Origin of the sequence: Actinomadura logoneensis, from assembly GCF_003428695.1 — a bacterium.
GTDB lineage: Bacteria > Actinomycetota > Actinomycetes > Streptosporangiales > Streptosporangiaceae > Spirillospora > Spirillospora logoneensis.
The window spans coordinates 1-22,536 of sequence record NZ_QURH01000034.1 but is presented as its reverse complement, the minus strand read 5'-3'; the positions used below and the strand labels follow the sequence as shown (position 1 = coordinate 22,536).

Sequence of the window (22,536 nt, the reverse complement as noted above, 5' to 3'; positions counted from 1 at the left end):
CGTCTGACCACCGGAAGATGGCCCCAGGGTGGGAGATCGACTACTTTCGTCCGCCGGGTCTCACTTCGTGGGAGGAGCGCGGTATGCGTGTACCGGGGTTCGTCGCGGCGGGCGGTTGTCTGGTGCTCGCCACGGTTCTCGCCGTCCCCGCGTGGGCGGCCCCTGCGGAGCGCGAGGCGCCTCAGGTGGCGCCCACCAAACACACCCCGAAGCCGAAGCCGAGGCCATCCGCCAGTTCCAAGCCGCCTTCAGCCAAGCCCTCTCCGACCAAGACGCCCACGGCGACGCCGCCACCGGTGGAGACTCCGGCCCCTGAATGCAACCCTCAACGCGGCTACCGTGGCGCGGTGCCGGCCTCATGGGCCCAGGAGCGCCTGGCGTTCGAGCGGGTGTGGCCGCTGACGCGGGGCGCGGGAGTGACGGTGGCGGTGGTGGACAGCGGCGCGGACGTCCACCACCCGATGCTGGCCGGACGGGTCGCCTCCTCCGACTTCATCGACGTCACAGGGACGGGACGCCGCGACTGCGACGGCCATGGCACCGGCGTCGCCGCGCTGGTTGCGGGAAACGACATGGCGGCGCGCCGCATCCCGCTGAGCGGGGTCGCGCCCGACGCCCACCTGGTGATCGTCAAGCAGCAGAACGCCGGGCAGGACGACCAGGGCGGCGACCGCCTGCCGAGGTCGATCCGGGCCGCCGTCGACACGGGAGCCCGGGTCGTCAACGTCTCGATCCGCACCGCGGACACTCCGGAGCTCAGACGTGCCGTTCAGTACGCCATCGCGCACGGCGCCGTCGTGGTCGCCGCCGCGGGGAACAGCAAGAAGAAGAACGGCGACGAGGGACCCGCCTACCCGGCGAGCTATCCGGGCGTGCTCTCGGTCGCGGCCCTCGGCCGGGACGGCTCGCGCGACGAGAACTCCAACCTCGGCTCACGCGTCGATGTCGCCGCGCCCGGCAAAGACGTGTACACGGCGTGGACCGGTGACGGCTACAACCTCCAGGCGGACGGCACCAGCTTCTCGGCGGCGTTCGTCTCCGGGGTCGTGACGCTTGTCCGCGCCCGGCATCCCGCACTCACCCCCCAGCAAGTTGTCCATCGCGTCGTCGCGACCGCAGACGGAAATGTCGGGACCGCCACGGGACGAGGCATGGTCAACCCGCTTCAGGCCGTCACGGCGGTGCTCCCAGAGGAGACGTCGGGCGGCCCCGCGATGAGGCCGCCCGTGCCTGCCCGGTTCGCGCCACCGGCCAGGCGCGACGGACATGTCCAGACGATCGCCGTCGCGGTGGCCGGCGGAACGCTGGGGGCGGCGGCCCTCGCCGCGCTCGCGGGCGTCGTCGTCCCCTTGGGCCGACGCCGAGGCTGGCGTCCTGGATGGGTCGGCCTCCCGTTCCGGCCGGAGCAGGACGATGCCCACGACATCGGCCCCGATGGCGGTGTGATCGGCTCCGGGGACCGGGGTGGCCGCGGGCTCAGAGGAGCGCCGTCTGGATCAGCCGGGCCCCGCGCCGGCGGTCGGTGAGCATGCCCCGCCCGACCGGGAGCGGGGCGGGACGGATCTCCCCGAACAGGGGGCCCTCCTCCTTGCTGCCGGACATGATGAGCGCGGGCGTCATCATGTCCTTGAGTTGCTGGATCACCGGGTCGTACAACGCCCGCCCGACCCCTCCCATGGCCCGGGACAGGACGAGGTGGAGGCCGATGTCGCGGGCCTGGGGAAGCAGCTCCACGAGTGGGAGGAGCGGGTTGCTCCCCGTGGCGACCAGCTCGTAGTCCTCGACGAAGAGGAAGACGTCGCTGCCGCTCCACCACGAGCGCGCCCGCAGCTGCTCGGCGGTCAGGTCGGCCGGCGGGAGCCGGTCGTTGAGAACCTCCACGAGGTCCAGGATCAGCTCGGCGGCCGCGGACGACGAGGCCGCGTACCCGACGCGCTGGTCGGTGTCGACGGTGTCGAGCAGGGTCCGGCGGTAGTCGACGAAGATCAGCTTGGCCTCGTCCGGGTCGTGCCGCTCCGCGAGGCCTCCGGCGATCCGCCGGAGGAGGTTCGTCTTGCCGCTCTCGTTATCGCCGACGACGACGAAGTGCGGGTCGGCCTGGAAGTCCAGTGCGATCGGTGCGAGCGCGTTCTCGTCGATGCCGATGGGCACCCGCCAGGGTTCGGGCGGCACGGTGTCCAGTTCGGAGACCGGCAGGGTGTCCGGGAGCAGGCGGACGGGCGGCGCGACCGGCCCCCGCCACGCTTCCCGCACCGCGTTCACCATCGCCGTGACGCCTTCCGCGAGGTCCTCGGCGGAGCCGTGGCCGTCCGTCCGGGGAAGCGCGGCGAGGAAGTGGAGGCCGTCACGGGTCAACCCCCGCCCCGGACGTCCGGCCGGGACGTTCTCGGCGAGCCGGCGGTCGATCTCCGACTCGTAGGGGTCGCCGAGCCGCAGCTCCAGCCGGGTGCCGAACACGTCCCGGATCGCCATCCGGAACTCCGACCACTTGCCGGCCGTCGCGACCACGTGGACGCCGTAGCCGAGACCGCGTGCCGCGAGGTCGGTGATGACCTCCTCGAGGTGCTCGTATTCCTGGCGCAGCGTCATCCAGTTGTCCACGACCAGGAACACGTCGCCGAAGCCGTCCCCCTCGATCCGCCCGGACGCCCGCATGCGCCGGTAGGCCGCGATCGAGTCGATGCCGCGTTCGGTGAACTCCCGCTCGCGGTGTTCCAGAAGGGTCGACACCTCCGCCACCGTCCGGCGGACCCGGTCGGCGTCCAGGCGGGACGCGACCCCGCCGACGTGCGGCAGCCCGGACAGGCCGCTGAGCGTGCCGCCGCCGAAGTCCAGGCAGTAGAACTGGACCTCCTGCGGGGTGTGGAGCAGCGCGAGTGAGGCGATCAGCGAGCGCAGCATGGTGGACTTTCCGGTCTGCGGCGCCCCGACCATCGCGACGTGTCCGGACGCCGCCGACAGATCGACCCAGAACGGATCGCGGCGCTGGTCGAAGGGACGGTCGATGATCCCGACCACGGCGGCGAGCCGTCCGCGCCCGTCCCAGCCCGCCGTCGTCAGCCCCAGGTCCGGTGTCGGCGACAGCGGGGGGAGAAGCTCGTCGACGGTCGGTGGGACGTCCAGCGGCGGCAGCCAGATCTCGTGCGCCGGGGGACCGTTCCCGGCGATCTGCTTGACGATCACGTCGAACAGGCTCTCCTCGCCGGCCCGCTGAAGCGGCTTGGCCTCATGGGACTCCGGTGTCTTCGGCAGCGGGAGGTAGACGGGGCCGTACGGGAGGATCTGGCGCGGACGCGCGGGCCCGTCCTGGCCGATGCTCTGCTGCTCGTCATCGACCGGCCCGGAGACGTAGGCCGCCTTGAACCGCGTCATGGTGGCCACGTCCAGCTTGAGGTAACCGTTGCCCGGCTGCGACGGCAGTTCGTAGGCGTCGGGGACGCCGAGGACGACGCGGGACTCCATCGCGGAGAACGTCCGCAGACCGATGCGGTACGACAGGTGGTTGTCCAGCCCGCGGAGCTTGCCCTCTTCGAGTCGCCGGGCCTTCTCGTAGTCGCGCAGCGAGGCGTAGTTGCCGGCGGCGCGCAGCCATTCCTGGCGGCGGACCATCTCGCCGTGCAGGGCGTCGTACATGCGGTCGACCAGGGGGAGCTCGTCCTCCAGGTTGGTGATGATGGCCGACACGTGCTGCAGGCCCTCCATCCCCAGGAAGGTCGCGCCGCCCTTGAAGTCGACCAGGACGAAGTTCAGCACCTCCGACGAGTGCGTCATCACCAGGCCGAGCACCAGCGTCCGCAGCAGCTCCGACTTCCCTGACCCGGTAGCCCCGATCAGCAAGCCGTGCGGGCCGACGCCTCCCTGGGCCGACTCTTTGATGTCCAGCTCGACCGGGCGGCCCTGCGCGTCGACGCCGATCGGCACGCGCAGCCGGTTGCGCGGCGCACGGGGACGCCACGTCCGGGCCAGATCGAGTTCACGCGGCGACCGAAGGCCCAGCAGGGAGGTGAGGGTGAGATTGCCCGCCAGCGCGTTCTGCTCCGGTTCCTCGGGCGCTTTCGCCCGGAGCGGGGCGAGCTTCATGGCCAGGGCTTCGGCCTGCACGGGACTGAGCGCGTCGGGTCGCCCGAGCGGAGACACGACGTCCTTGCCCAGATGGTCGCGCTCGAGCATCTCCAGCCGGTCGTGCGTGACGTTCAGCCGGAGCGTGGACGCGTCGGACGTCGGTGACACCGAGCCGCTCAGGTCCACGACGCACACGCCCTTGATACCGTCCGCGCCGATCTGCGAGTCCGGCGAGACCTCGCCGCCGTCCACGACGACGATGTGGTACGGCAGGTCGTCACTGTCGACACCGGGGCCGAAGCGGGGGCGGTCTTTGATCTCCTGACCGAGTCGTTCCTCTAGCTCGGTCAGGCTCCCGGCCAACAGCCGGACGGGCCCGGCCGCGTCCTGCTCGGTGGGGTGCAGGCAGTGCGGCAGCCACTTGGTCCACTGCCACTCGGCCATCCGTTCCGGCGACACGCACACCGAGATCCGCAGGTCGTCCGGCGCGTGGAACGTCGCGCTCTGCGCCAGCATCGCCCGGACCATCGCCCGGACGGCCTGGGGGTCACCGGTGGGGACGACCCGGGCGAACGCGGGCAGCGACACCGCCACCGGAAGGTCCGGGACGGTCGAGTGCGCACGCAGGAACCGGCGCAGCGCTCCCGCGCACATCGGCTCGAGATCCTCGATCGGCTTGGTCTCCGGGACGACCAGTTCGAGCGCGAGCCGCTGCCGGCCGCGTCCGATGCGGGCCTGTCCGAAGTCGGTGTCGGAAGGACGCCGTTCCCACAGCCGGTGGCTCATCGCCAGCGACCACAGCGTCCGCGGCTCCGGCCCCGTCCACTCCAGTGCCTCACGCTGCTGCCTCGCCGCCTTGCGCACGCGGACGCGGACCTGGTCGAGGTAGCGGTAGTAGTCGCGTCGCGCGCCGTTCAACCGCTGCTTGCGCTCGCCCGCCCCCTGGCCCATGTGCCCGAAGCCCATACCGACCATGGACAGCCCGAACAGCCCGCTCGCCACCCACATGATCGGGTTCCCGCCGCCGGAGCCGCCCATGAACATCAGGCCCATCGCGCCGCCGCTCGCCGCCATCGGCAGGTAGGTCAGCAATCCGGAGAAGCCCTGGCTCACCGACTCGGGAACCTCCGGGGGAGGCTCCAGAACGATTTCTCCCTGCGGTATCTGCGGAGGTGAAGGGCGTTCTGGACGGCTGACGAGGACAATGCCCATCTCTCTGGCCCCTCCGATGACTGGCGCCGATCCGTCAAGACTGGTAGTCAATGACCGGTCATCCTAATGATCGTGGCGGGTGTGAAGTCGAGCCCTCCGGGAGGCCGAGTGAATCCGACGATCGGTGTCGACCTGTGCCGCGTGGCCCTCGTCGCCGTGAATCGCCGAGTGGACGTGTCACTGCCCGCCGATATTCCTTTGGCGCACATGCTGCCCACGCTGCTGAAAGTCGCCGGAATCGATCTCGCCAACTCCGGACTCGCGCATTCCGGCTGGGTCCTGCAGCGTCTCGACGAGGCTCCGTTCGACGAGTCGAAATCACTGTCGGCCCTCGGAGTGCGCGACGGCGAGGTGCTCTACTTCCGACCTGGGCTTTCGCAGATCCCCGAGGTTTCGTTCGACGACGTCGCGGACGTGGTCGCGACCGGGATCAACGAGCACGGCGACCGCTGGCGGCCCGAGCTGACCCGCCGATCCGGCCTGCTCTGCGCCGCCGCGGCCCTCATGGTCGGCGCCGTCGGCCTCGCGGCGGCGGGCCCTCCATGGGGGGCTCTGGCGATCGCCTCGTCCACCGTCGCGGCCTTGCTGCTCGTCGGCGGTGTCGTGCTGTCACGCGCGGTCGGGGACGCGGGCGCGGGCGCGGCCCTCGGCTACGGCGCTCTGCCGTACGCCTTCCTGGGCGGGCTGCTGGCTCCGGCTCGCCCCGTCTCGCTGGTCTCGCTCGGTCCCCTGCACCTCCTGGCAGGGCTGGGAGCGGTCACGTTCGTCGCCGTGGTCGCCGCGTTCGCGATCACCGAGGGCCTTCCCACCTTCCTCGGCGTGGGGTTCACCTCCCTGCTCGGCGTGGTCGCCGCCGGGTGCGTCCAGGGTTTCGGCTGGCCCGCGGACGGTGTGGCGGCCTGTGTCGCGGCGGCCTGCCTGGCGCTGACCGCGTTGATCCCGTCGCTGGCGTTCCGGCTGGCCCGGCTGCCGCTGCCGCCCGTCCCCGAGAACGCCGAGGAGCTCCGAAGCGCGGCCCGGACCTTCGACGGCCCCAGCCTGTTGCGCCGGACCCGCGACGCCGACCGCTTCGCGACCGGCCTCGTCGCCGGAGTCGGCCTGGCCTGCCTGGCGGCGCACCTGCTCGTGGTCCCGGAGCGCGGCTGGCTGCCGACGACGATGAGCGTCTGCCTGTCGGTGGTACTGCTGCTTCGCGCACGGGTCTTCCACGGGCGGGGTCAGAGGTTCTGGATGCTCGGGTCCGGCCTGGCGGGGCTGGCCTTGCTGGCCTTGCGAGTCGCTCTGACCGAGCCGCCGCTTTCGGTCGTCCTGCTGATGCTGGTCCCCGTACTGCTCACGGTGGCCCTGATGATGACGATGGCTCTCCGGCTTCCCGTGAGCAAGCCGTCCCCCTTCTGGGGACGCGCTGGCGACATCCTCGACATGGTGCTGATCGTGAGCCTGTTCCCCTTGGCGTTCGGACTGCTGAACCTGTACGCCTGGCTGCGCGGATTGGCCGGTTGACCTGCGATGCAGAGCCGCAAGGACCTGTACCAGGCGCACAAGCTGATGACCCAGAGGGTCTCGCTCGCCCTCCTTCAGGGAACGCCCGGCGCGGCCGAGTCCCCGCTGAGGCGGACCGGTGTCGGGGCGTTGTGCGGGCTCATGGTCACCGTGCTGGTCGCCACCGGATTCGGGATCGCGGGGTTGATGCTCAAAGGCGGCGCGCGCAACCTCGAAGAGCCGGGCCTCGTGCTGATCGAGAAGGAGACGGGAGCGTCGTACTCCTACAGCGCGCCCGAGCACCGACTGATCCCGTTCGTCAACTACGCGTCCGCCCGCCTCGCGATGCCGACGACCGGCATCAAGCGGAAGCTGGTGTCGGGACGGTCGCTGGCGAAGTACTCACGCGGCCCCGTCACCGGAATCCCCGGCGCGCCCGAATCGCTGCCGGATCCTCGCCACCTGACCGGAGGACCATGGTCGCTCTGCGTCCGAAGCACCGCCGGGACGGGTGGCTTGACGAGTTCCGTCGTCTCACTGGTCGGGGGACGTGATGTCGGCGGCCGTCCCTTGGGCGCGAACGAGGGAGTCGTCGTCCAAGGCGGTCAGCAGGCATGGCTCGTGTGGCGCAACACCCGGATGAAGCTGACGCCGCGGGCCGTCCGCGTCCTCACGGCGGAAGCCCCCGTGCCCGTGGACACGCGCTGGCTGAACGGACTTCCCCAGGGCCCCGACTTCGCCGCGCCCGCCATCGCCGGCCGGGGCACCCGCGTCACGGGCCCGGACGGCGCGCCGTCCAGCGTGGGCCAGGTCTTCCGCGTCCCGCCCGTCGCGGGGACCCCCGAGCGTTGGTACGTCCAGTTGGCGGATGGACTGTCCGGCATCTCCGCGACCCAGGCCCGCCTGCTGCTCGACGAGACCGGTTCGGCCGCGCAACGGGACATCACGCCGGGCGCGGCCGGCGGGCGGGCGTCCGCTACGAATCTGCACAGCCGCGCCCTGCCCGAGGAGCCGCCCCACACCGTCGCCTACGCCCCGACCACGCCTCTCTGCGCGGTGTACCGGGGAACGAACTCCCTCTCCACGGACGCGCGCTTCACCGTGGGTGGCGCGCTCCCCGACCAGCGCACCGTCGCTGAGGCGCCGGCGGCCGGGCTGGACCAGGTGTTCCTGCCGGGCGGCGGCACCTTCGCCGGGACGTTGACCGCGCCGGGGCGGCGACCGGAATCCTTCGCGCTGATCACCGACCAGGGGCTGCGCTACCCGGTGCCGACCGCCGATGACGTGGCGAAACTGGGGTATTCGACGCAGTCGGCGGTCCCGGTGCCGGGGAATCTCCTCCAATTGCTCCGCGAGGGCCCCACGTTGTCGAGTGCTGCGGCGGTGCGGCCGGTTGCGGCCAACTGACGGATTGCCCGCAGGAAACCTGACAGGTGTTGTCACAGGTAGTCGACGGATTGCGTTTGACCGCGGGAGAGGGAACCGCGCGAGCGAGGGGTGCGTCTATGGACACAAGATCAGAGTTATCCCTACGATCGGATTTGCTCGAGGCACGAATCGTGTCGAGCGGCCCCCGCCAACCGGCTCCCCGCACCGGCTTGAAAGCCGACACGTCTCGTGAAGCCCAAGGTCAGACGTGTGCGAGGAGAACGATGAGCAACCAGTCAGCGGTCAATCGCGAACACATGCAGCAGGCGGCCGGCAGCGTCCAGACCGCCGCGGGGGAGATCAACCAGGTCAAGGGACAGCTCAACGGCCACCACGCGGAGCTCCAGGCGGCGTGGAAGGGAGACTCGTCGGCCGCGTTCACGAACGTCTACAACATTTTCGAGTCCGAGTTCTCCAAGGTTCTCAAGGACCTCAACGTCATCCACGAGAAGCTCGTGCACACGAAGATCAAGTACGAGGCCGCCGAGCAGCAGAAGACGGAGCGCGTCAACCATCTTCGTGGCGTCATCTGAGCCGTCCGTCCCGAGAGACCTGGAGGAAGCACGATGAGCGACATTTTTATCCACTTCGGTGGGATGCAGAACGCCCAGCAGAACTTCCTGGCCGCGCTGAACAAGTACAACTCCATCCTGGAGCAGCTCCACTCCCAGGTGCGCAACCACCTGGCCGAGTGGGACGGCGACGCCCGCGCTGCATACGACGCCAAGTCGCGCGAGTGGGCGGTGGCCGCGCAGCGCATGGCGACCGCCGTGTCCGGCATGAGCAAGGCGATCGGCGAGTCGCATGACATCCACCGCGGTGCCGAGGGGCAGAACGTCGGCGTGTGGAGCGGCTGAGCCCTCCGATCCCACGGAAGGAGCCGAGCAGCATGCCCCCCAAAGACCCCAATGACGTCCTGAACGGCATCATCCCCGGCATCACCCCCCAGGCCGGCCACCCCACGTTCGACCCCAACCGTCCGGATCTGTTCCTCAAGACGGTTCCGGTCGGCCGCGGAGGCGGCGGTGGTGGGCACGTGATGGCCATTCCGGAGCAGATCCGGAAGGTCGCCGATGAGATGGAGAAAGACGTCAGCGCTCTGGAGCAACAGCTCGGCGCGCTGAAGGCACAGTTCGGCGAGGTCGGCGGATGGGACGTCGCCAAGGCGCTCCATTCGAACGTCGGCAAGGCGCACGTGAACATGGTCGAGGGCATCCAGGCATATATCAGGGCGTACCGAACCGTCATCACGCGCGTTCGCGAGACCGCCACCAGGTACAGCACCGCCGAGGGCGGTGCGAAGAACGCCAGCGACGCTCCACGTAAGACGCTGGACGGTCCACCTGCCCCTTGGCGGCCCTCGTGACCGAGCAGAGAGGCCAGAGGAGGCCGCATGGGCGGTGACGTCCGCCACGAGAAGATCAGGCCGGGCAGCCTTCCACACGGCAATCCCGCCCAGTACGACTACGACAGCATCAACAAGCTCCTCATGGGCGCGACTCCGGAGTCTCTGGACCAGCTCGCGTCGAGCTACACCGGTGTGTCGGGTGCGTTGAGCAAGATCGAGGGCAGCCTCGTCACCCACATGCAACGGCTCACCAAGGTCTGGGGCGGCGATGCCCAGGAACTGGGCGTCGCCAACGTCAGGCTGCTCAACCAGGCCTCGACCACCCTGTCCGAGGCGACCAGCAAGTTCGGCGGCGCGCTGACGGAGGCATCGGGCGCGATCAAGACCAGCAAGGCGTCGATGCCGACGAAGACGGCTCCGACGAACCCGAACACCATGCCCAGCCGGGCGGCGGACATCCTCGCTCCGCAGCGGGACAACCAGGCGGCACGGGACCACCTCGCCAAGACGAACAGCGAACTCGCCAAGGCGTACTCCAAGATCCCCGGCACCGTCTCACTGCATCTTCCTGGAAAGGGACTGGAAGAGGGGAGCTATCCGGGGTCGGGCGGTAGCGGCCCAGGCAGCGGCGGTGGAGGCCTTTCAGGCCCTGGGGGTGGACCAGGCGCTCATCAGCTACCGCCGTCCAGCCGTCAGCCGGGCAACGGAGGCGGCGGGGGCGGTGGAACGGGGCCTGGCCAGGGCTATGGTCCAAACCCAGACCGGCCCGGACTCGGCGGCGGTCATGGTTCCGAACTCCAGGAGAATCCCCCCGAGGCGTCAGGTCCGCATGGAAGCGGACCAGGCGGAAGCACGCCGAATGGACCTCCGAATGGAAATCAGCCAGGTCCCTCGCCTGGTACGGGCGGTGGACGAGGCCCCGGCTACATCCCGCCGGGCAGCGGCCCGGGATACAACCCGCCGGGACGAGGGAAGCAGCCGTCCGGAAACCCTCCGATCGGCAAAGGACCGGGTAGCCGAGGCCCCGAGCTGGACGTTCCCGGTGGCCGTGGTCCGAGCGGTCGACTCGTCCCGCCGGAAGGCATGGGGCCAGGAGGACGGCTAGCACCAGGCGCGGTACGTGGTGGTCCGCTCAGCTCCCAAGGTGTGCTCGGTGGGCCAAGGGGCGGAGCTGTCGGTGCTGAAGGGGCTCTCCTGCGCGAGCCTGGAGTGATCGGTAGCGGCAGGTTGGCGGGGCCCGCTTTCGGAGAGGCTTCCGCGATGGAAGCGACCGCCGGGGGGCGTGCGGTCAGCGGTATGCCCATGGGAGGCGCGGCCGGCGCCGGCGGGAACCACAAGCCGGACCGCGAGAGGTCTTCGTGGCTGACCGAAGATCCGGACGTCTGGCAGGACGACGACAGCACAGCGCCGAGTGTCCTCGGCGAACGGAGCCGACGGAAAAGTTCGTGAAGGTCATGAACGAAAGGGCAGCGCCGCGCAGGTGGATCGCGGTGGTTTGTTCGGCGCTGCTTTTCGCCTTCCACACAGGCAGCGCCGCCGCGGCCACCTCCCCTCGTTCCGAGGAGTGGTGGTTCCCAGCGTGGGAGATACCCGAGATCTGGAAGGTGACGAAGGGGGCGGGCGTCATTGTCGCGGTGATCGACTCAGGCGTGGAAGCCCGCCTCCCGGATCTACGGGGAGCCGTCCTCAAAGGCGGAAGCGTGGGATGGGGCCTTCATGGTGACGGCCGAACCGATCACGACGACGAAAAAGGAGGGCATGGTACGGGCATGGCCGCGCTGATAGCCGGCCAAGGCACGGGCACAGGCATGACCGGTGTGGCGCCCGAGAGCCGAATCCTGCCCGTCCTCGCTGACGAGGACTCCTGGCCGGAAGGGGTGCGGTTCGCCGTCGATCACGGCGCAAAAGTGATCAACATGTCGGTGGGAGCGGAAGCGGCAAGCTGCGAAACGAAGCTCCAAAGCGCGATCTCATACGCCATCGAGCATGATGCGGTCGTGATCGCCGCTGCGGGCAACAAATCCTGGGAGGATAACAGCAGGATTTCTCCGTCGAATTGTGCCGGTGTTCTGACGGTGGGTGGACTTGACCAGAACCTGGGAATCTATAGCAACAGCACGCCAGGTGCCTATACGGCGGTAGCGGCACCAGCTGTGAACGTCGGATCGATTGGTAGAGCCGGTATTTTCGGCGCGGTCAACGGCACGAGCAGTGCGACGGCCCTCACGTCCGGCGCTATCGCACTCCTTCGCTCACGCTTCCCGGAAGAACCGGGCCGACGGATTGTCCAACGCGTCCTTAACACGGCCCGGGATGTAGGGGACAAGGGGTGGGACAAACTCACCGGCAACGGCGCGGTGATCCCCTATGCAGCAATGATCGGTAGTGTCCCGAAGAATGCCCCGAACAGCGTCTATGAACGCTATGACCAGTGGAAGCGGTTGCAGGAGAAACCCAAGCCCTCTCCAGATCATCAGCCTGTACGGAACAGGGTCAGCTCCAAGGAAAACCCGAATAGTGCGATCCTCCCGGTTGGAGCGGCGGCCCTTGTAACAGTCTTTTTGTTCACGGCAACTGTGCTGCTGGTCAACCACCGTCGAAAGCGTGGACTGCTGAGACGTTCACGGTCTTTGTAGGGCACGGATGAGTGACGAGAGGAGCGGAAACGGTGAGCTCGTTGAGGGATGCGCTGAACAGGAGCACTCCTCGTGCACCCGCCGACGAACAGGAAGTGGCCAGGCGGAGGTCTGTACGGCGACCGGGGGCGCCGAGGGAGGTGTCGGCGGAGGCGGAGAAGCAGAGCGAAGTTCCGACAGCCTTTCCTGAGAGCGGAGGAGCATCCTCTTCGGTTACACAGCCAAAGGAGGCGGCCAAAGCCGAGATGCCGATAGATACCACAGAGATGTTCGAAGAGCTTGATATGGACGCCATCGAGCGGGAAGAACGTTTGGTGCGATTGCTGTCCGAAGTAACGTTCGAAGAGCACAGCCGGGACGGAGTCATATCTGTCACTTGTGACGGATGGGGAGAATTGGTCGACATCCAATTGAAGGCGACGCCCACGCGAGCCTCGGAGACAGGTGACTTCGGTCAGGAAATAGTCGACTTGGCCGCTAGGGCCGCGTCCTCTGCGAGGCAGCACCAGGACGAACTTAAAGAGCAGCTGAACATCTTTACTGGAGAGTACTGATGGCCTCCTCGCGGAGAGGAATACTGCAGGTCTCAGAAGTGGGCATGGGCGACCTGGACGAGGCCGCCAACAGGATGAGCATCATCGAGGACCAGGTCACTGAATACACAAACAGGCTCGATTCGGCTTTTGCGCTGGTTTCCTCATCGTTCTTCGTGGGGGAGATTGGCGACGGGCTGGGAACGGTCGTCATCAACGGTGCCGGTGACCTCGTGGAAGTCAACTTCGCGCCGGAGCGAGTGTGCGAGACGAGGGCGCAGGAGCTCAGTGAAAAACTCATGGCGGCCCTGGCTAGTGCACGAGCCGAGAAGTTCGAACGTCTGCGTGGCGACCTTAAGCGGGCGGCGCGCGAGATTATTTTCTAAGGAGTCGAGCTGATGGTAGTCAATGGTAAGGGGCCGCGAGGTGGCGGGAAAGGCGGGGGCGCGAAAGGCGGTAGTGGGAAAGGCGGCGGGAAGGGATCGGGAGGCGCGAAGGGGGGCGGCGCCGGGGGAAAGGGCGCAGCAAACTCTAGTTCCGTCCAAGAGGCGCTTCCGGGAGGCAAGATGCCGGGAGCATTCCTGGAAGCCGCTGAAGCCGTGGGTATGCTCGCCGCAGTAACACTCGCTTACAGAAACCTCATGAAGACGCGACCCAATCCGCCGCTTGTAAGGAAGGCCGCAGGTCATTGGTTTGCAGCTTCCAATAAATATAAGGAGTCCCTGGATTCTCTTCAGGCGGCACATTATGATCTAGGAATCCATTGGAGCGGCCCCGCTTACATGGCCTTCAAAGGTTATATGACCGGAACGGTCATCGAGGTAGCCAAAAACAACTCCGAAGCAATGAAGGATGCGGCGCATCAGCTCATCACGCTGCATAATTCGCTCGTCGATATGTACAACGAGGCCATGAAAGAATTTATGGCAACCGTGGATAAAGCACTTGACTATTACCTCAAGCTGAATGAGGCCAAGGGGGACATGAAGAAGGCTGTCAAGAGCGTACTTGCATCCTTCCTCAGTATGTGGGTGCGAACCGTCCAGAACCATGTGGTGCTGGTAAGGAACCTCGTTGACAAGGGGGCGGCAGCGATGACAGAACTTCAGGGGGCGATCGGTGCCATCCGGCCGCCTAGGGGCATGGGAGGGGCGATCAAGAATAAGGGCCAGTGGAGTTTTACCGGATGAGAACTGGTTCTGTGCTCGCAGTTCTGACCACAGGAGTTTTCCTGGTGGGCGGGCTGACTAGTTGCTCGAGCGATGGCAGAGGGCATAGCCGTGCGGGTTCGACAGACGCCCCAATTCCGACCGGCGCGAAGGATATCGCGCCCTGTACTGTGCTCTCAGCGGCTCTTGTGAAAAGAATATTGGGTCCCTATGACCAGGTACAACGTCGTGCCGCACAGGACAAGGGGTGCGAGTGGTCGACAAAGGATGGCGCCAAGGAGAGCAAGGCTCCGGGGAATATTGTCTCCGAAATTGACATTCAAATGAGTAGGCGTGCGGGAGACGAAAAGTTCGCCAACGCGAGGATCAGCTACAAAGGATTTCAAGGATCCAGGGCCTGTCGATCATTCGTGAGCCCTGCCGACGAGAGCTGCTGGAGCTATTCTGGCGATCCACATGGATCCATTGTAGTGGTTCTGCGCAAAGGTTACTATACGGTCCTTTTCGCCTATAATTCAATTGCGATTCCTGGCGACGGTGCGGGGCGCGAGGGGATAGCAAAATCCCTGGCGAACGACGCGGTCGCGAATATTCCTTGACGATTTTCTTGAAGGTGGTGCACAGATATGGGTGATGGATATCGCGTTGATGGAGTTGGATATATCATTCAGTCCGGCGACGCGATCAATGAAGCAGTCAATCTCTGGTCGGCGGCTTATGCAGAGATCAGTAAGGCCGAACTGGGGTCCGGCGCGCTCAGTAAGGCTGGCGAAGGTGCGCGCAGAGCCTACGAGACCAGTGTCCGTGGGGCAACGATGAAGAGTCTCGAGGCGGCACAGAATTCGTTGATCCAGACGCGTGAGGCCATGTACCAGATCGCGGGCGTTTACAACGAAGCCGAGCTTGAGGCGATGGCGCGAGCAGCCAAGGCACGCGGGCCTCTCCATCGACCGGAAATCGACGACGCGCGACACTAGAGGGAAACTGCCAGTCGATCTAGGGGTTTTTGTTCTATCTTGCTGGCCGATCGAACAAGTCGGCCCCTGTGATCTGGAGTGGAGTTTTCGTCGCCTGGCCTTCCCGGTGGAGAGACGCTGGATGGAGGAGTTGCCTGAACGGCCGGATCTGCTGACGGGGTGCCTCGGCCGCCGGAGGCGCCGTGGAGTCGTGCCTGGGCGCAGGAGAGGCGCGAGAAGTTCCAGCCGCCCGGAGGGACGCCGCCGAAGGCCCCTGACGGCAGGGGGCCCTCCCTGGAATGGGTTCCTCGATCCTGGCGGGGGGTATTTTCCGCCACGGCCTTCTTCCTTGTCGTTCTCTCCCTCGTCTTCACGGCGGAGGCCGGAGGGCTCGGATGGATGCGGAATAGCTCATTGTGGTGCGCTGAGGCCGTAGTGACGGCAGCTGCCGTCCCGTGGATATTCTGCGGGATGAGGGAGTTCGCGGCCGGGGCTGACTGGCTGAGGAAGGGCCGCATATGGGTCGATGTTTATAACCTGGTCGAGGTGGAGATCGAACCCAGGAAAAGAAACGCGGATTTCCTTGTGCTCAAGGACCGGGCGGGGCGTTCGATCACGGTGGGCGTCGACGATGTCCAGGAGAACGCCAGGCTGTGGGAACTCGTTTATAACGGCATTCTGCATTCCGTGGCCTGCGGGGTCAGTGTGGATGAAGGCACGGCCTTGGACCTGTGTCTCCCCTTTGCGAGTTCTATGGGCACCCGTTTCAGGACGACGGTGCGACAGAGTGGCTGAGTGGCGATTTCTACGACCCGCGGCGCCGTGAGGAGGAGATCGAGCGGTTGTGCGGCATCCTCGATCGCTCCAGGGCGCAGGGTGATGTCCTGGAGCTTGCCGATGCCGCTCGGCGGCGCGGAATAATTCGTGCTCAAAGTGGCGAGTTGCGCGGTGCGGGCGCGGATCTGGTGACCGCCATGACCTGTCGGCGAAATTTGGGGATCTCCGACGAGGTGGAGATCCACTGGCTGAGGAGGATCCGCGAGGCCCGGGGGAGGGGAAATTCGGACGCCTGGTCGGAGGGGGATTCCCGGCCGAAGTCGCTCTTGAGATCGAAGCGAGGTTGAACGCCGGCTCGGAGGGATGAGCTCCTCATCGAGGGCGGGGAGACCGAAGTCTGGCCTGGTGTTCCCGGCTCAGTCTGTGACGTCGTCGAAGGCGGTCACGCGGGTGCCTCGGTGGCGCAGAGGATTCCGTTGTGGCGGTGAGTCAGGGCTTCGGCGCAGTGATGGGCGATGGTGGACGCGGTGTCCGGCGTCGCGGCGGCGCGGATGTCGATCCACCATGTGGGTACCGGTACCGGGACGTTCAGCAGGCGCTCGGTCTCGCCTGGGACTTCGACGCGGCGTGGTTCGGCGATGAAGACGAGGAGGCGGCCCCCGGCGTCGAAGAGCAGCGTTGCGCCGTTCGAGTGGCCGATCGACAGGGCGGCGTCGCGGAGGGCGTCCGAGTTCGACAGGGCTGCGTCGATGTCGGGTGGTTCAGGGAGCAGGACGACCAGTTCGCGGCTCATACGCTGCCTCCGGCGAGCGAGAGAGTGAACGCCTCGTCGGCGATACGGGTCGCGGCCTCACGGGTGGAGGTGCTGAGCAGGCCGCTGGCGATCGAGGCTCCCGCGGCCAGGTGGCGGTCGAAAGGGATGATCACGACGGACTGGCCTGCTCCGCCGAGAAGGCGTTGCGCGAGGGCCAGGTCGGTGTCGGGGACGGGTGTGTGCGAGACGAGCACGATCACCGTCCGGGCCAGGAGATCGGCGTGGCCGTTGCGTGCGAACCAGTCGATGGCGGAACGGGCACTGAGCGTGCCGTCTCCCGTGGCGGGAGCGACGAAGATCTGGGCGTGGGCCGCGTTCAGGATGTCCCGGTGGAGCGGCGAGACCAGGCCCGCTCCGCAGTCGACGACCGTTGTGGAGAAGTAGCGGCCCAGTCGTCCGAGGGCGGCGTGGAAGGTCTCGAAGTCGAGGTCCGCCCCCACCGAGCCGTGGCCGCTCGCCGCGAGTACCCAGAGCCCGCCAGGGGTCCGGGTGAGGTAGGAGGCGGTCTCCTCGAAGGTCGTGGGACGGGCGGCGGCCAGGTCGCGGAGGGAGCGCGTGGGGCGGATACCGAGTCGGGGGGCGAGGGATCCGAGGCCAGGATCGGCGTCGACGGCCGCTACGCGGTCGGTGCGGTGCTCGCGGATCACCTCGGCGACGAGCGCGGTGATACTGCTCTTGCCCGCGCCGCCTCGGATGCTGGTGACGACGATGCGGCGGCAGGACGGCACCGCGTGGTTCATCCGCTCGGCCAGTCGGCTCGTGTCCCGGACGTCCCCGGCCGCCGACGCGCCGACGATGCGCCGCATGCCGTGGCCGAGGCGCCGCACTGTCGAATCGCCGTGCCGAACTCTCCGGACCATCTCGTCCGCGGACGGGCCCGGGACAGGCCGCTGGTGCATCGAGGGCCGTTGCGCCGGCGTGGGGGGTGAGGACGCGGGAGCGGGCGGTGAGGCGGTCGCCGCGGTCCTTTCGGGCGTGAAGGTCTGGTGGGTGGCGGCGGACCAGTCCACGGACGCCAGCGGAGCCTGGGGTGGTTCGGGCTGCTGTGCCAGCTCGTGCGGCTTCTGGGGCTGAGGGAGGCCCCACCCCGCGGACGCCTCCGTTACCGGCTGCTCCGGTGGCTCGGCCTGGAGCGCGGCACCGAGGAGGCTCGGCCGCTGGAACTGGGCGGTCGCCTGTCTCTGGCCTGCCGGCCGCGAACCGGAGGACAGGGCGGTCGGGGATGGGCTCGGAGGTGCGGGGACGGACGGTGGAGGGACGAGGGGTGCGGTCGGTGGGTGCGGGGTGAGGAGCACCAGCCCGGTGTCGAGGAGGCCGAGGTCGCGGAGCACGTCGTGCTGCCAGTCTCGCTCGGTCACCGATCTCCCCTCAGCGGTGCTGCCGTAGTCAGGCTGACTGGTGGAATCTGGACGAGTCTAGACCCCGGTTGATCGCGTGGCGCCCCCTGATCGTCAGAGGTAGAGGCCGGGGGCTATGGCTGTGGTGGGGAGGGTGGTGGGGAGGTCTTCGGGGCGCAGGACGGCCGGGTCGGGGGACGAGGTCGTCGTCAGGCGGACGGACTGGGAGGCCACGGCGGCATCGAGGAGGTTGCGGATGAAGCGGCCGTTGCCGAAGGACGGGCCGCGCGGGACGGTCCGCAGCAGGGCGCGGAGGGTCTCGCGGACGCCGTCGGCCAGGGTGAGGCCGTCGGCGGCGGCGAGGACCTCGAAGATCTGCACGAGCTCGGAGTCGGTGTAGTCCGGGAAGCGGAGGCGCTTGGGGAAGCGGGACTCCAGGCCGGGGTTGGCCGCCAGGAAGGCGGTCATCTCGCGCTCGTAGCCGGCGGCGATGACCAGCAGGTCGCCGCGGTACTCCTCCATGAGCTTGACCAGGGTGGCGACGGCCTCGGCGCCGTAGGCGTCCGCGCCGAGGGCGTACGCCTCGTCGATGAACAGGACGCCGCCGAGGGCCTGCTCGACGGCGGCCTTGACGCGCGGTGCGGTCTGGCCGAGGTAGCCGCCGACCAGGTCGCCGCGTCCGACCTCGACGAGGTGGCCGGACGACAGCAGGCCGAGGTCGGCGTGGACGGCGGCGACCAGCCGGGCGACGGTGGTCTTGGCGGTGCCGGGGCCGCCGGAGAAGACCATGTGCCGGGTGGGGTGGACGCCGGGACGGCCCGCGGCGCGGCGCAGTTCGGCGCTGCGGGCCTCGGCGGCCAGCCGGTGCACCTCGGTCTTGACGTCGCGCAGGCCGACCAGGGCGTCGAGGGCGGCGAGCGGGTCGGCGGCGACGACCGCGCGGGACGCGCCGGTGAGCGAGTCGGGGATGTCGGCGGGCAGCAGCTCGGCGAGGCGCTCGGCGGACGGCCGCTTCAGCGCCGTGACGCGGCGGGCCTGGAGCGCCTGGGCGCGCTCGCACAGGTTGCGCATCAGGCGGGCGTTGCCGAAGGCGCGTCCGCGCGGGGCGCGGCGGAGTAGGTCGGCGACCTTCGCGGCGGCCTCCCCGGTCAGCGTCAGCCCGGCGGCGGCGGCCATCCGGGAGAAGATCTCGACGAGTTCGGCGTCGGTGAAGTCGGGGAACCGGACGGTCACCGGGAACCGGGAGGACAGCCCCGGGTCGGACGCGACGAACCGCTGCATCTCGCGCTCGTAGCCCGCGGCGATGACGACCAGGTCGTCGCGGTGGTCCTCCATCATCTTGACCAGCTCGGCGACGGCCTCCGGGCCGTAGTCCTCCGACAGGTCGGACTGGGCGAGCGAGTACGCCTCGTCGATGAACAGGACGCCGCCGACCGCGCGCCGGACGACCTCGCGGGTCTTCACGGCCGTCTCGCCGAGGTACTGGCCGACCAGCTGCGCGCGGGAGACCTCGACCAGGTGCCCGGACGACAGGACGCCGAGGTCCTTGTAGAGGCGGGCGAGCAGTCGCGCTACCTCGGTCTTGCCGGTGCCGGGGTTGCCGGTGAACAGCATGTGCCGGGACGGCGCCCCGGCGGGCAGCCCGGCGTCGCGGCGCAGCCGGGCGGCGTTCGCCCCGGCGACCATGAGTTCGATCTCCTGCTTCACCGGCGCGAGGCCGACCAGGGCGGCCAGCTCGACGTGCGGATCGGAGGCGGTGCCGGCGGCGTCGAAGCGCGCCGGGATGTCGGCGCGCTTGACCACGGGCTCCTCGCCGGGCGCGGTGCGGGCGCGGACGTCGGCGACCACGACGTCGGCGAGGCGCTGCGCGAGCCGGGCGTTGCGCAGGTTCCGGACGGCCGGGGTGCGGGCGAGCAGGTCGCCGGCGGCGGTCAGGGCGCGCTTGTGGGCGCGGGCGCCGCGCGCGGCGAGGGCGCGGGAGAACAGCTCGGCGAACGCGTCGGGGGTGAACGGGCGGGTGTGGACGACCTCGAACCGCAGCGACAGCGCCGGGTTCACCTCGCGGATGCGCTCGTCGCCGCCCGGCTCGCACAGCGCGACCACGTGCAGGTCGTCGTGGACGTCCAGGGCGCGGTGCAGCTCCTCGACGATCGCCTCGCCGCTGCGCGGGTCGCGGGACATGTCGTCCAGGCCGTCGATCACCATGAGCCGGGACCCGGCGGACTCGCGCGCGTCGTTGTACAGGTGCGTGGTGGCGGCCGAGACCTCCTTGCCCGCGAAGAAGTCGTCGGCGAGCCAGAGCGGGGACGCGGTGACGCCGCGGTCGAGCAGCAGCCGGGCGACGTGCTGGGCGGCGTCCCGCTTGCCGGTGCCGTCCGGGCCGACCAGCATCAGCCGGACGGGCCGGTCGCCCTCGGCGATCCGGGTCAGGGCGGCGACCACGTCGGGCTGCCCGACCAGGCCCGAGCCGATCTCGGCGGACGGGCGCGGCCGGCGCGAGCGCGGCGTGCCCTTCCCGACGGACGAGGCGAGCGGGTTCACGACCGTGCGGCGCGGCCGGAACAGCCGCCGCAGGTCGTACTGGAACTGGCTGACCGGGATCGACTGCGGGTCGGGGATGTCGCAGTCGGCGGGCAGCCCCTGCACGGACCCGGTGAACCGGACGGCCATGTCGAGCCAGCCGCGGCAGGCGTCCGCCTCGCCCGCGCCGAGCGCCCGGGCGAGCCACGCCCGCACGCCCTCGCTCCACTCGGAGGCGTCGAACCCGGCGTCCCGGACGTGCGCGAACCGCTCCAGCAGCTCGCCGTAGGCGTCCTCGCCGAGCACGGCCGACAGCTCGGCCGGGACCTCCCGCAGGCCGCCCTGCAGGAGCAGGTGGACGTAGAGGTCCTGGACGGACTCCTCGCGCGGCGCGGCGGCCCGCAGGTGCTCGTGCGCGGGGGTGAGCCCGGCGCAGATCCACTCCAGGTAGCCGATCGGGCCGGCGAGCTCGGGCAGGGCGGCGACGACGTCGTCGGGGGCGTGGTCCATCCACGCCTGGCGCTGGTCGACCAGGTGGTCGGTGATGTCCAGGGCGGGCGGCGGGTCGGCGAGCAGCCGGGCGAGCGCCTGCCGCCGGGGCTCCAGCGGCTCGACCCCCGCCAGGACGTCCAGCGACTCGCGGGCGAGGGTGAGCGCGAGCTCCCGGTCGCCGGAGTCGCCCAGCCACTCCAGCGGGCGGAAGTTCCCGCTGGTCACGATCCAGGCGGGGAAGTCCAGCAGGAGCTCGCGGGGCTCGCGGTGGTACTTGCCGAAGAACTGGTACTGGAGCCGGGAGTGCGATCCGGTGCACACCGCCGAGCCGCCGCCGAGGAACTCCAGGGCGAGCACCAGGTCGCCGAGGACGAGCGGGGACGGGGCGGTCAGCAGCTCCAGGTCGTCGGTGGTGAGGTCCTTGCAGCGGGGGTCGTTGATCAGCGTCTCGACGCGGTCGCGGATCTCGGCGAACAGGCCGTCGGGCACGCGCCACGGGCCGTGCGCCCAGTAGTCGCAGACCGGTTCATCGGTGACCAGTAGCTCCAGATGCTCTGGCAGCGCCACGCAAGACCCCCTCGCCAACAAACCCGGCGTAAAGGTTAGGCCGTCTCCGTGACAACTGTGGCCAGGTTTACCCGTCTGCGCGTACGGCGTAACCGCCGAGTGAGGGTTCCAGGAGGTCGAACGCCCGGGCGGCTCCCCGGGTGAGCTCGGCGGCGATCTCCTCGTGCGTCCGGCCGTCCGCGGTGCGGCGCAGCGCCTCGTCGAACAGGACCCGGTGGACGCCGCCGAGCTGGGCCGCCGCGAGCCGGGGCAGCAGCCCGGGCCGGTCGCCGCCGACCTGTGCGCCGCCCGCCGCCGGGGCTTCGGAGGCGCCTGCGCCCGGGGTTTCGGAAGCGCCTTCGCCCTGGGCTTCGGAGGTGCCTTCGCCCGGGGTTCCGGAGGGCTCTTCGCCCTGGGCTTCGTCCAGCGCTTCGGCGAGGGCGTGCTCGCGCTCCTCGTGCAGTTCGCGGATCCGGGCCACCAGGGTCGGGCTGCCGAGGAGCATCCGGGCGAAGGGCTCGCCGCTGAACCCGGCCACGGCCGCGCGCCGTCCGACCGCGTCCAGGTAGGCGCGGCGGAGCGCGGCGAGCGCGGACTCGCCGGGCGCCCGGCCGCGGACCGTCGCGGCGGGCCAGGACACGAACTCCGCGTGGATGTCGAGGGCGAGGTCCTCCTTGCGCGGGAAGTAGTTGGTGACGGTCATCTTCGCGACCCCGGCCGCCTCGGCGATCTCGGCGATCGTGACCCGCTCGAACCCGCGCTCCAGGAACAGCCGGGTGGCGGCGTGCGAGATGGCGAGCCTCGTCCGGCGCTTCTTCCGGGCCCGCACTCCCTCGGTCTCCGCGGTCATACCGAGATCTTAGGACGGACCCAGGAAAAGACCGCCCGGAACCCCGGAGGAGGGTGATGTGGATCATGGTGAACCCGAAGGGATCACCATCCCGTCACATCTCCATGTCCGGTTCGCCTTGATGTCGGACTTGCGTTGAGTTGTGGTGCCAGAGTGGACGGCGACCGGGTGCGTTGCCCGGCCGGTTCACGGACTGGAGTGGCGGGATGGAGACCAGGCGGCTCCGGCGGCTGTTGGCCGCGGCGGCGCTGGCGACGACGGCGGTCACGGCGGTGGCGGCGGCGTCCGTCCCGGAGGCGTCGGCCTCGGTGGCGGGCGCGCGGACGGGCGCGCTCCCCGCCAGCCCGCCGCTTCCGTGGACCGCTCCTCTGCCC

At 69.0% G+C, this 22,536-nt stretch carries 18 protein-coding genes; 12 read left to right on the top strand and 6 right to left on the bottom strand.

The features are described 5' to 3' along the window. Positions 1-347 precede the first annotated feature (347 nt). On the top strand, positions 348-1,526 hold the full coding sequence (locus DZF91_RS01890) for a S8 family serine peptidase (protein WP_158587827.1): 1,179 nt from the start codon (positions 348-350) through the stop codon (positions 1,524-1,526). Here the strand turns inward: DZF91_RS01890 and eccCa are convergent. Beyond that, entirely contained in the window at positions 1,477-5,274 is a 3,798-nt protein-coding gene (gene eccCa, locus DZF91_RS01885; RefSeq protein WP_117355790.1) for a type VII secretion protein EccCa, read from the bottom strand. The two genes, DZF91_RS01890 and eccCa, sit on opposite strands and share 50 nt — an antisense overlap. A gap of 66 nt (positions 5,275-5,340) precedes the next feature. On the opposite strand from eccCa, the gene eccD reads away from it, so the two are divergent. The 5 genes from eccD (at position 5,341) to DZF91_RS01860 (ending at position 9,550) form a co-directional block, all read left to right on the top strand. Further along, on the top strand, positions 5,341-6,777 hold the full coding sequence (eccD, locus tag DZF91_RS01880) for a type VII secretion integral membrane protein EccD (RefSeq protein WP_117355789.1): 1,437 nt from the start codon (positions 5,341-5,343) through the stop codon (positions 6,775-6,777). 6 nt (positions 6,778-6,783) lie between these two features. Then, positions 6,784-8,163 carry a type VII secretion protein EccB gene (gene eccB / locus DZF91_RS01875; protein ID WP_117355788.1) on the top strand — a complete coding sequence of 460 codons (1,380 nt, stop codon included), beginning with the start codon at positions 6,784-6,786 and terminating at the stop codon, positions 8,161-8,163. A gap of 245 nt (positions 8,164-8,408) precedes the next feature. Further along, on the top strand, positions 8,409-8,717 hold the full coding sequence (locus DZF91_RS39320) for a WXG100 family type VII secretion target (protein WP_158587825.1): 309 nt from the start codon (positions 8,409-8,411) through the stop codon (positions 8,715-8,717). Positions 8,718-8,750: 33 nt separating this feature from the next. Next, entirely contained in the window at positions 8,751-9,041 is a 291-nt protein-coding gene (locus DZF91_RS01865) for a WXG100 family type VII secretion target (protein WP_117355786.1), read from the top strand. Between the two features lie 32 nt (positions 9,042-9,073). Then, on the top strand, positions 9,074-9,550 hold the full coding sequence (locus tag DZF91_RS01860) for a DUF2563 family protein (RefSeq protein ID WP_117355785.1): 477 nt from the start codon (positions 9,074-9,076) through the stop codon (positions 9,548-9,550). A 164-nt stretch (positions 9,551-9,714) separates the two neighbouring features. Here DZF91_RS01860 and DZF91_RS01855 read toward each other — a convergent pair whose 3' ends face one another. Then, a complete protein-coding gene (locus tag DZF91_RS01855; protein WP_147340943.1) occupies positions 9,715-9,990 on the bottom strand; it encodes a hypothetical protein in 276 nt (91 codons plus the stop codon). A gap of 996 nt (positions 9,991-10,986) precedes the next feature. Between DZF91_RS01855 and DZF91_RS01845 the strand changes: the two genes are divergently transcribed. From DZF91_RS01845 to DZF91_RS01825, 6 genes are all read left to right on the top strand, one after another. Beyond that, positions 10,987-12,168, top strand: a complete 1,182-nt coding sequence (locus DZF91_RS01845; RefSeq protein WP_235834015.1) for a S8 family serine peptidase — start codon at positions 10,987-10,989, stop codon at positions 12,166-12,168. A gap of 32 nt (positions 12,169-12,200) precedes the next feature. After that, on the top strand, positions 12,201-12,722 hold the full coding sequence (locus DZF91_RS38705) for a hypothetical protein (RefSeq protein ID WP_147340942.1): 522 nt from the start codon (positions 12,201-12,203) through the stop codon (positions 12,720-12,722). A gap of 44 nt (positions 12,723-12,766) precedes the next feature. Further along, positions 12,767-13,087, top strand: a complete 321-nt coding sequence (locus DZF91_RS01835; protein WP_147340941.1) for a YbaB/EbfC family nucleoid-associated protein — start codon at positions 12,767-12,769, stop codon at positions 13,085-13,087. Positions 13,088-13,267: 180 nt separating this feature from the next. Beyond that, positions 13,268-13,891: a hypothetical protein gene (locus DZF91_RS01830; RefSeq protein ID WP_199486341.1), complete on the top strand. Its 624-nt coding sequence runs from the start codon at positions 13,268-13,270 to the stop codon at positions 13,889-13,891. 605 nt (positions 13,892-14,496) lie between these two features. Further along, the gene (locus tag DZF91_RS38700) at positions 14,497-14,847 is read left to right on the top strand and encodes a hypothetical protein (RefSeq protein WP_147340940.1); all 351 of its coding nucleotides are present in this window, start codon (positions 14,497-14,499) and stop codon (positions 14,845-14,847) included. A 450-nt stretch (positions 14,848-15,297) separates the two neighbouring features. Continuing rightward, the gene (locus tag DZF91_RS01825; RefSeq protein WP_117355778.1) at positions 15,298-15,621 is read left to right on the top strand and encodes a hypothetical protein; all 324 of its coding nucleotides are present in this window, start codon (positions 15,298-15,300) and stop codon (positions 15,619-15,621) included. Positions 15,622-16,045: 424 nt separating this feature from the next. Here the strand turns inward: DZF91_RS01825 and DZF91_RS01820 are convergent, their stop codons facing one another. The 4 genes from DZF91_RS01820 to DZF91_RS41660 form a co-directional block, all read right to left on the bottom strand. Then, on the bottom strand, positions 16,046-16,396 hold the full coding sequence (locus tag DZF91_RS01820) for a hypothetical protein (RefSeq protein WP_117355777.1): 351 nt from the start codon (positions 16,394-16,396) through the stop codon (positions 16,046-16,048). Further along, positions 16,393-17,244, bottom strand: coding sequence for a MinD/ParA family ATP-binding protein (locus DZF91_RS39315; protein ID WP_158587824.1), 852 nt, complete (start codon positions 17,242-17,244; stop codon positions 16,393-16,395). The genes DZF91_RS01820 and DZF91_RS39315 overlap by 4 nt, the downstream gene beginning before the upstream one ends. A gap of 624 nt (positions 17,245-17,868) precedes the next feature. After that, positions 17,869-21,333, bottom strand: a complete 3,465-nt coding sequence (locus DZF91_RS42560) for an AAA family ATPase (RefSeq protein WP_117355775.1) — start codon at positions 21,331-21,333, stop codon at positions 17,869-17,871. A gap of 67 nt (positions 21,334-21,400) precedes the next feature. Beyond that, positions 21,401-22,162 carry a TetR/AcrR family transcriptional regulator gene (locus DZF91_RS41660; protein ID WP_117355774.1) on the bottom strand — a complete coding sequence of 254 codons (762 nt, stop codon included), beginning with the start codon at positions 22,160-22,162 and terminating at the stop codon, positions 21,401-21,403. Positions 22,163-22,536 lie beyond the last annotated feature (374 nt).

Excerpts from the sequence above, each read along its gene's own strand:
- DZF91_RS01830 (WP_199486341.1), top strand. The coding sequence starts at position 13,268 with ATGCCGGGAGCATTCCTGGAAGCCGCTGAAGCCGTGGGTATGCTCGCC.
- DZF91_RS01860 (WP_117355785.1), top strand. The coding sequence starts at position 9,074 with ATGCCCCCCAAAGACCCCAATGACGTCCTGAACGGCATCATCCCCGGC.
- DZF91_RS01835 (WP_147340941.1), top strand. The coding sequence starts at position 12,767 with ATGGGCGACCTGGACGAGGCCGCCAACAGGATGAGCATCATCGAGGAC.
- DZF91_RS41660 (WP_117355774.1), bottom strand. The coding sequence starts at position 22,162 with ATGACCGCGGAGACCGAGGGAGTGCGGGCCCGGAAGAAGCGCCGGACG.
- DZF91_RS01845 (WP_235834015.1), top strand. The coding sequence starts at position 10,987 with ATGAACGAAAGGGCAGCGCCGCGCAGGTGGATCGCGGTGGTTTGTTCG.
- DZF91_RS39320 (WP_158587825.1), top strand. The coding sequence starts at position 8,409 with ATGAGCAACCAGTCAGCGGTCAATCGCGAACACATGCAGCAGGCGGCC.
- eccCa (WP_117355790.1), bottom strand. The coding sequence starts at position 5,274 with ATGGGCATTGTCCTCGTCAGCCGTCCAGAACGCCCTTCACCTCCGCAG.
- DZF91_RS01820 (WP_117355777.1), bottom strand. The coding sequence starts at position 16,396 with ATGAGCCGCGAACTGGTCGTCCTGCTCCCTGAACCACCCGACATCGAC.
- DZF91_RS01865 (WP_117355786.1), top strand. The coding sequence starts at position 8,751 with ATGAGCGACATTTTTATCCACTTCGGTGGGATGCAGAACGCCCAGCAG.
- eccB (WP_117355788.1), top strand. The coding sequence starts at position 6,784 with ATGCAGAGCCGCAAGGACCTGTACCAGGCGCACAAGCTGATGACCCAG.
- eccD (WP_117355789.1), top strand. The coding sequence starts at position 5,341 with ATGATCGTGGCGGGTGTGAAGTCGAGCCCTCCGGGAGGCCGAGTGAAT.
- DZF91_RS01825 (WP_117355778.1), top strand. The coding sequence starts at position 15,298 with ATGAGGGAGTTCGCGGCCGGGGCTGACTGGCTGAGGAAGGGCCGCATA.
- DZF91_RS38700 (WP_147340940.1), top strand. The coding sequence starts at position 14,497 with ATGGGTGATGGATATCGCGTTGATGGAGTTGGATATATCATTCAGTCC.
- DZF91_RS01855 (WP_147340943.1), bottom strand. The coding sequence starts at position 9,990 with ATGTCCGCCGCCCGGCTGGGCATGGTGTTCGGGTTCGTCGGAGCCGTC.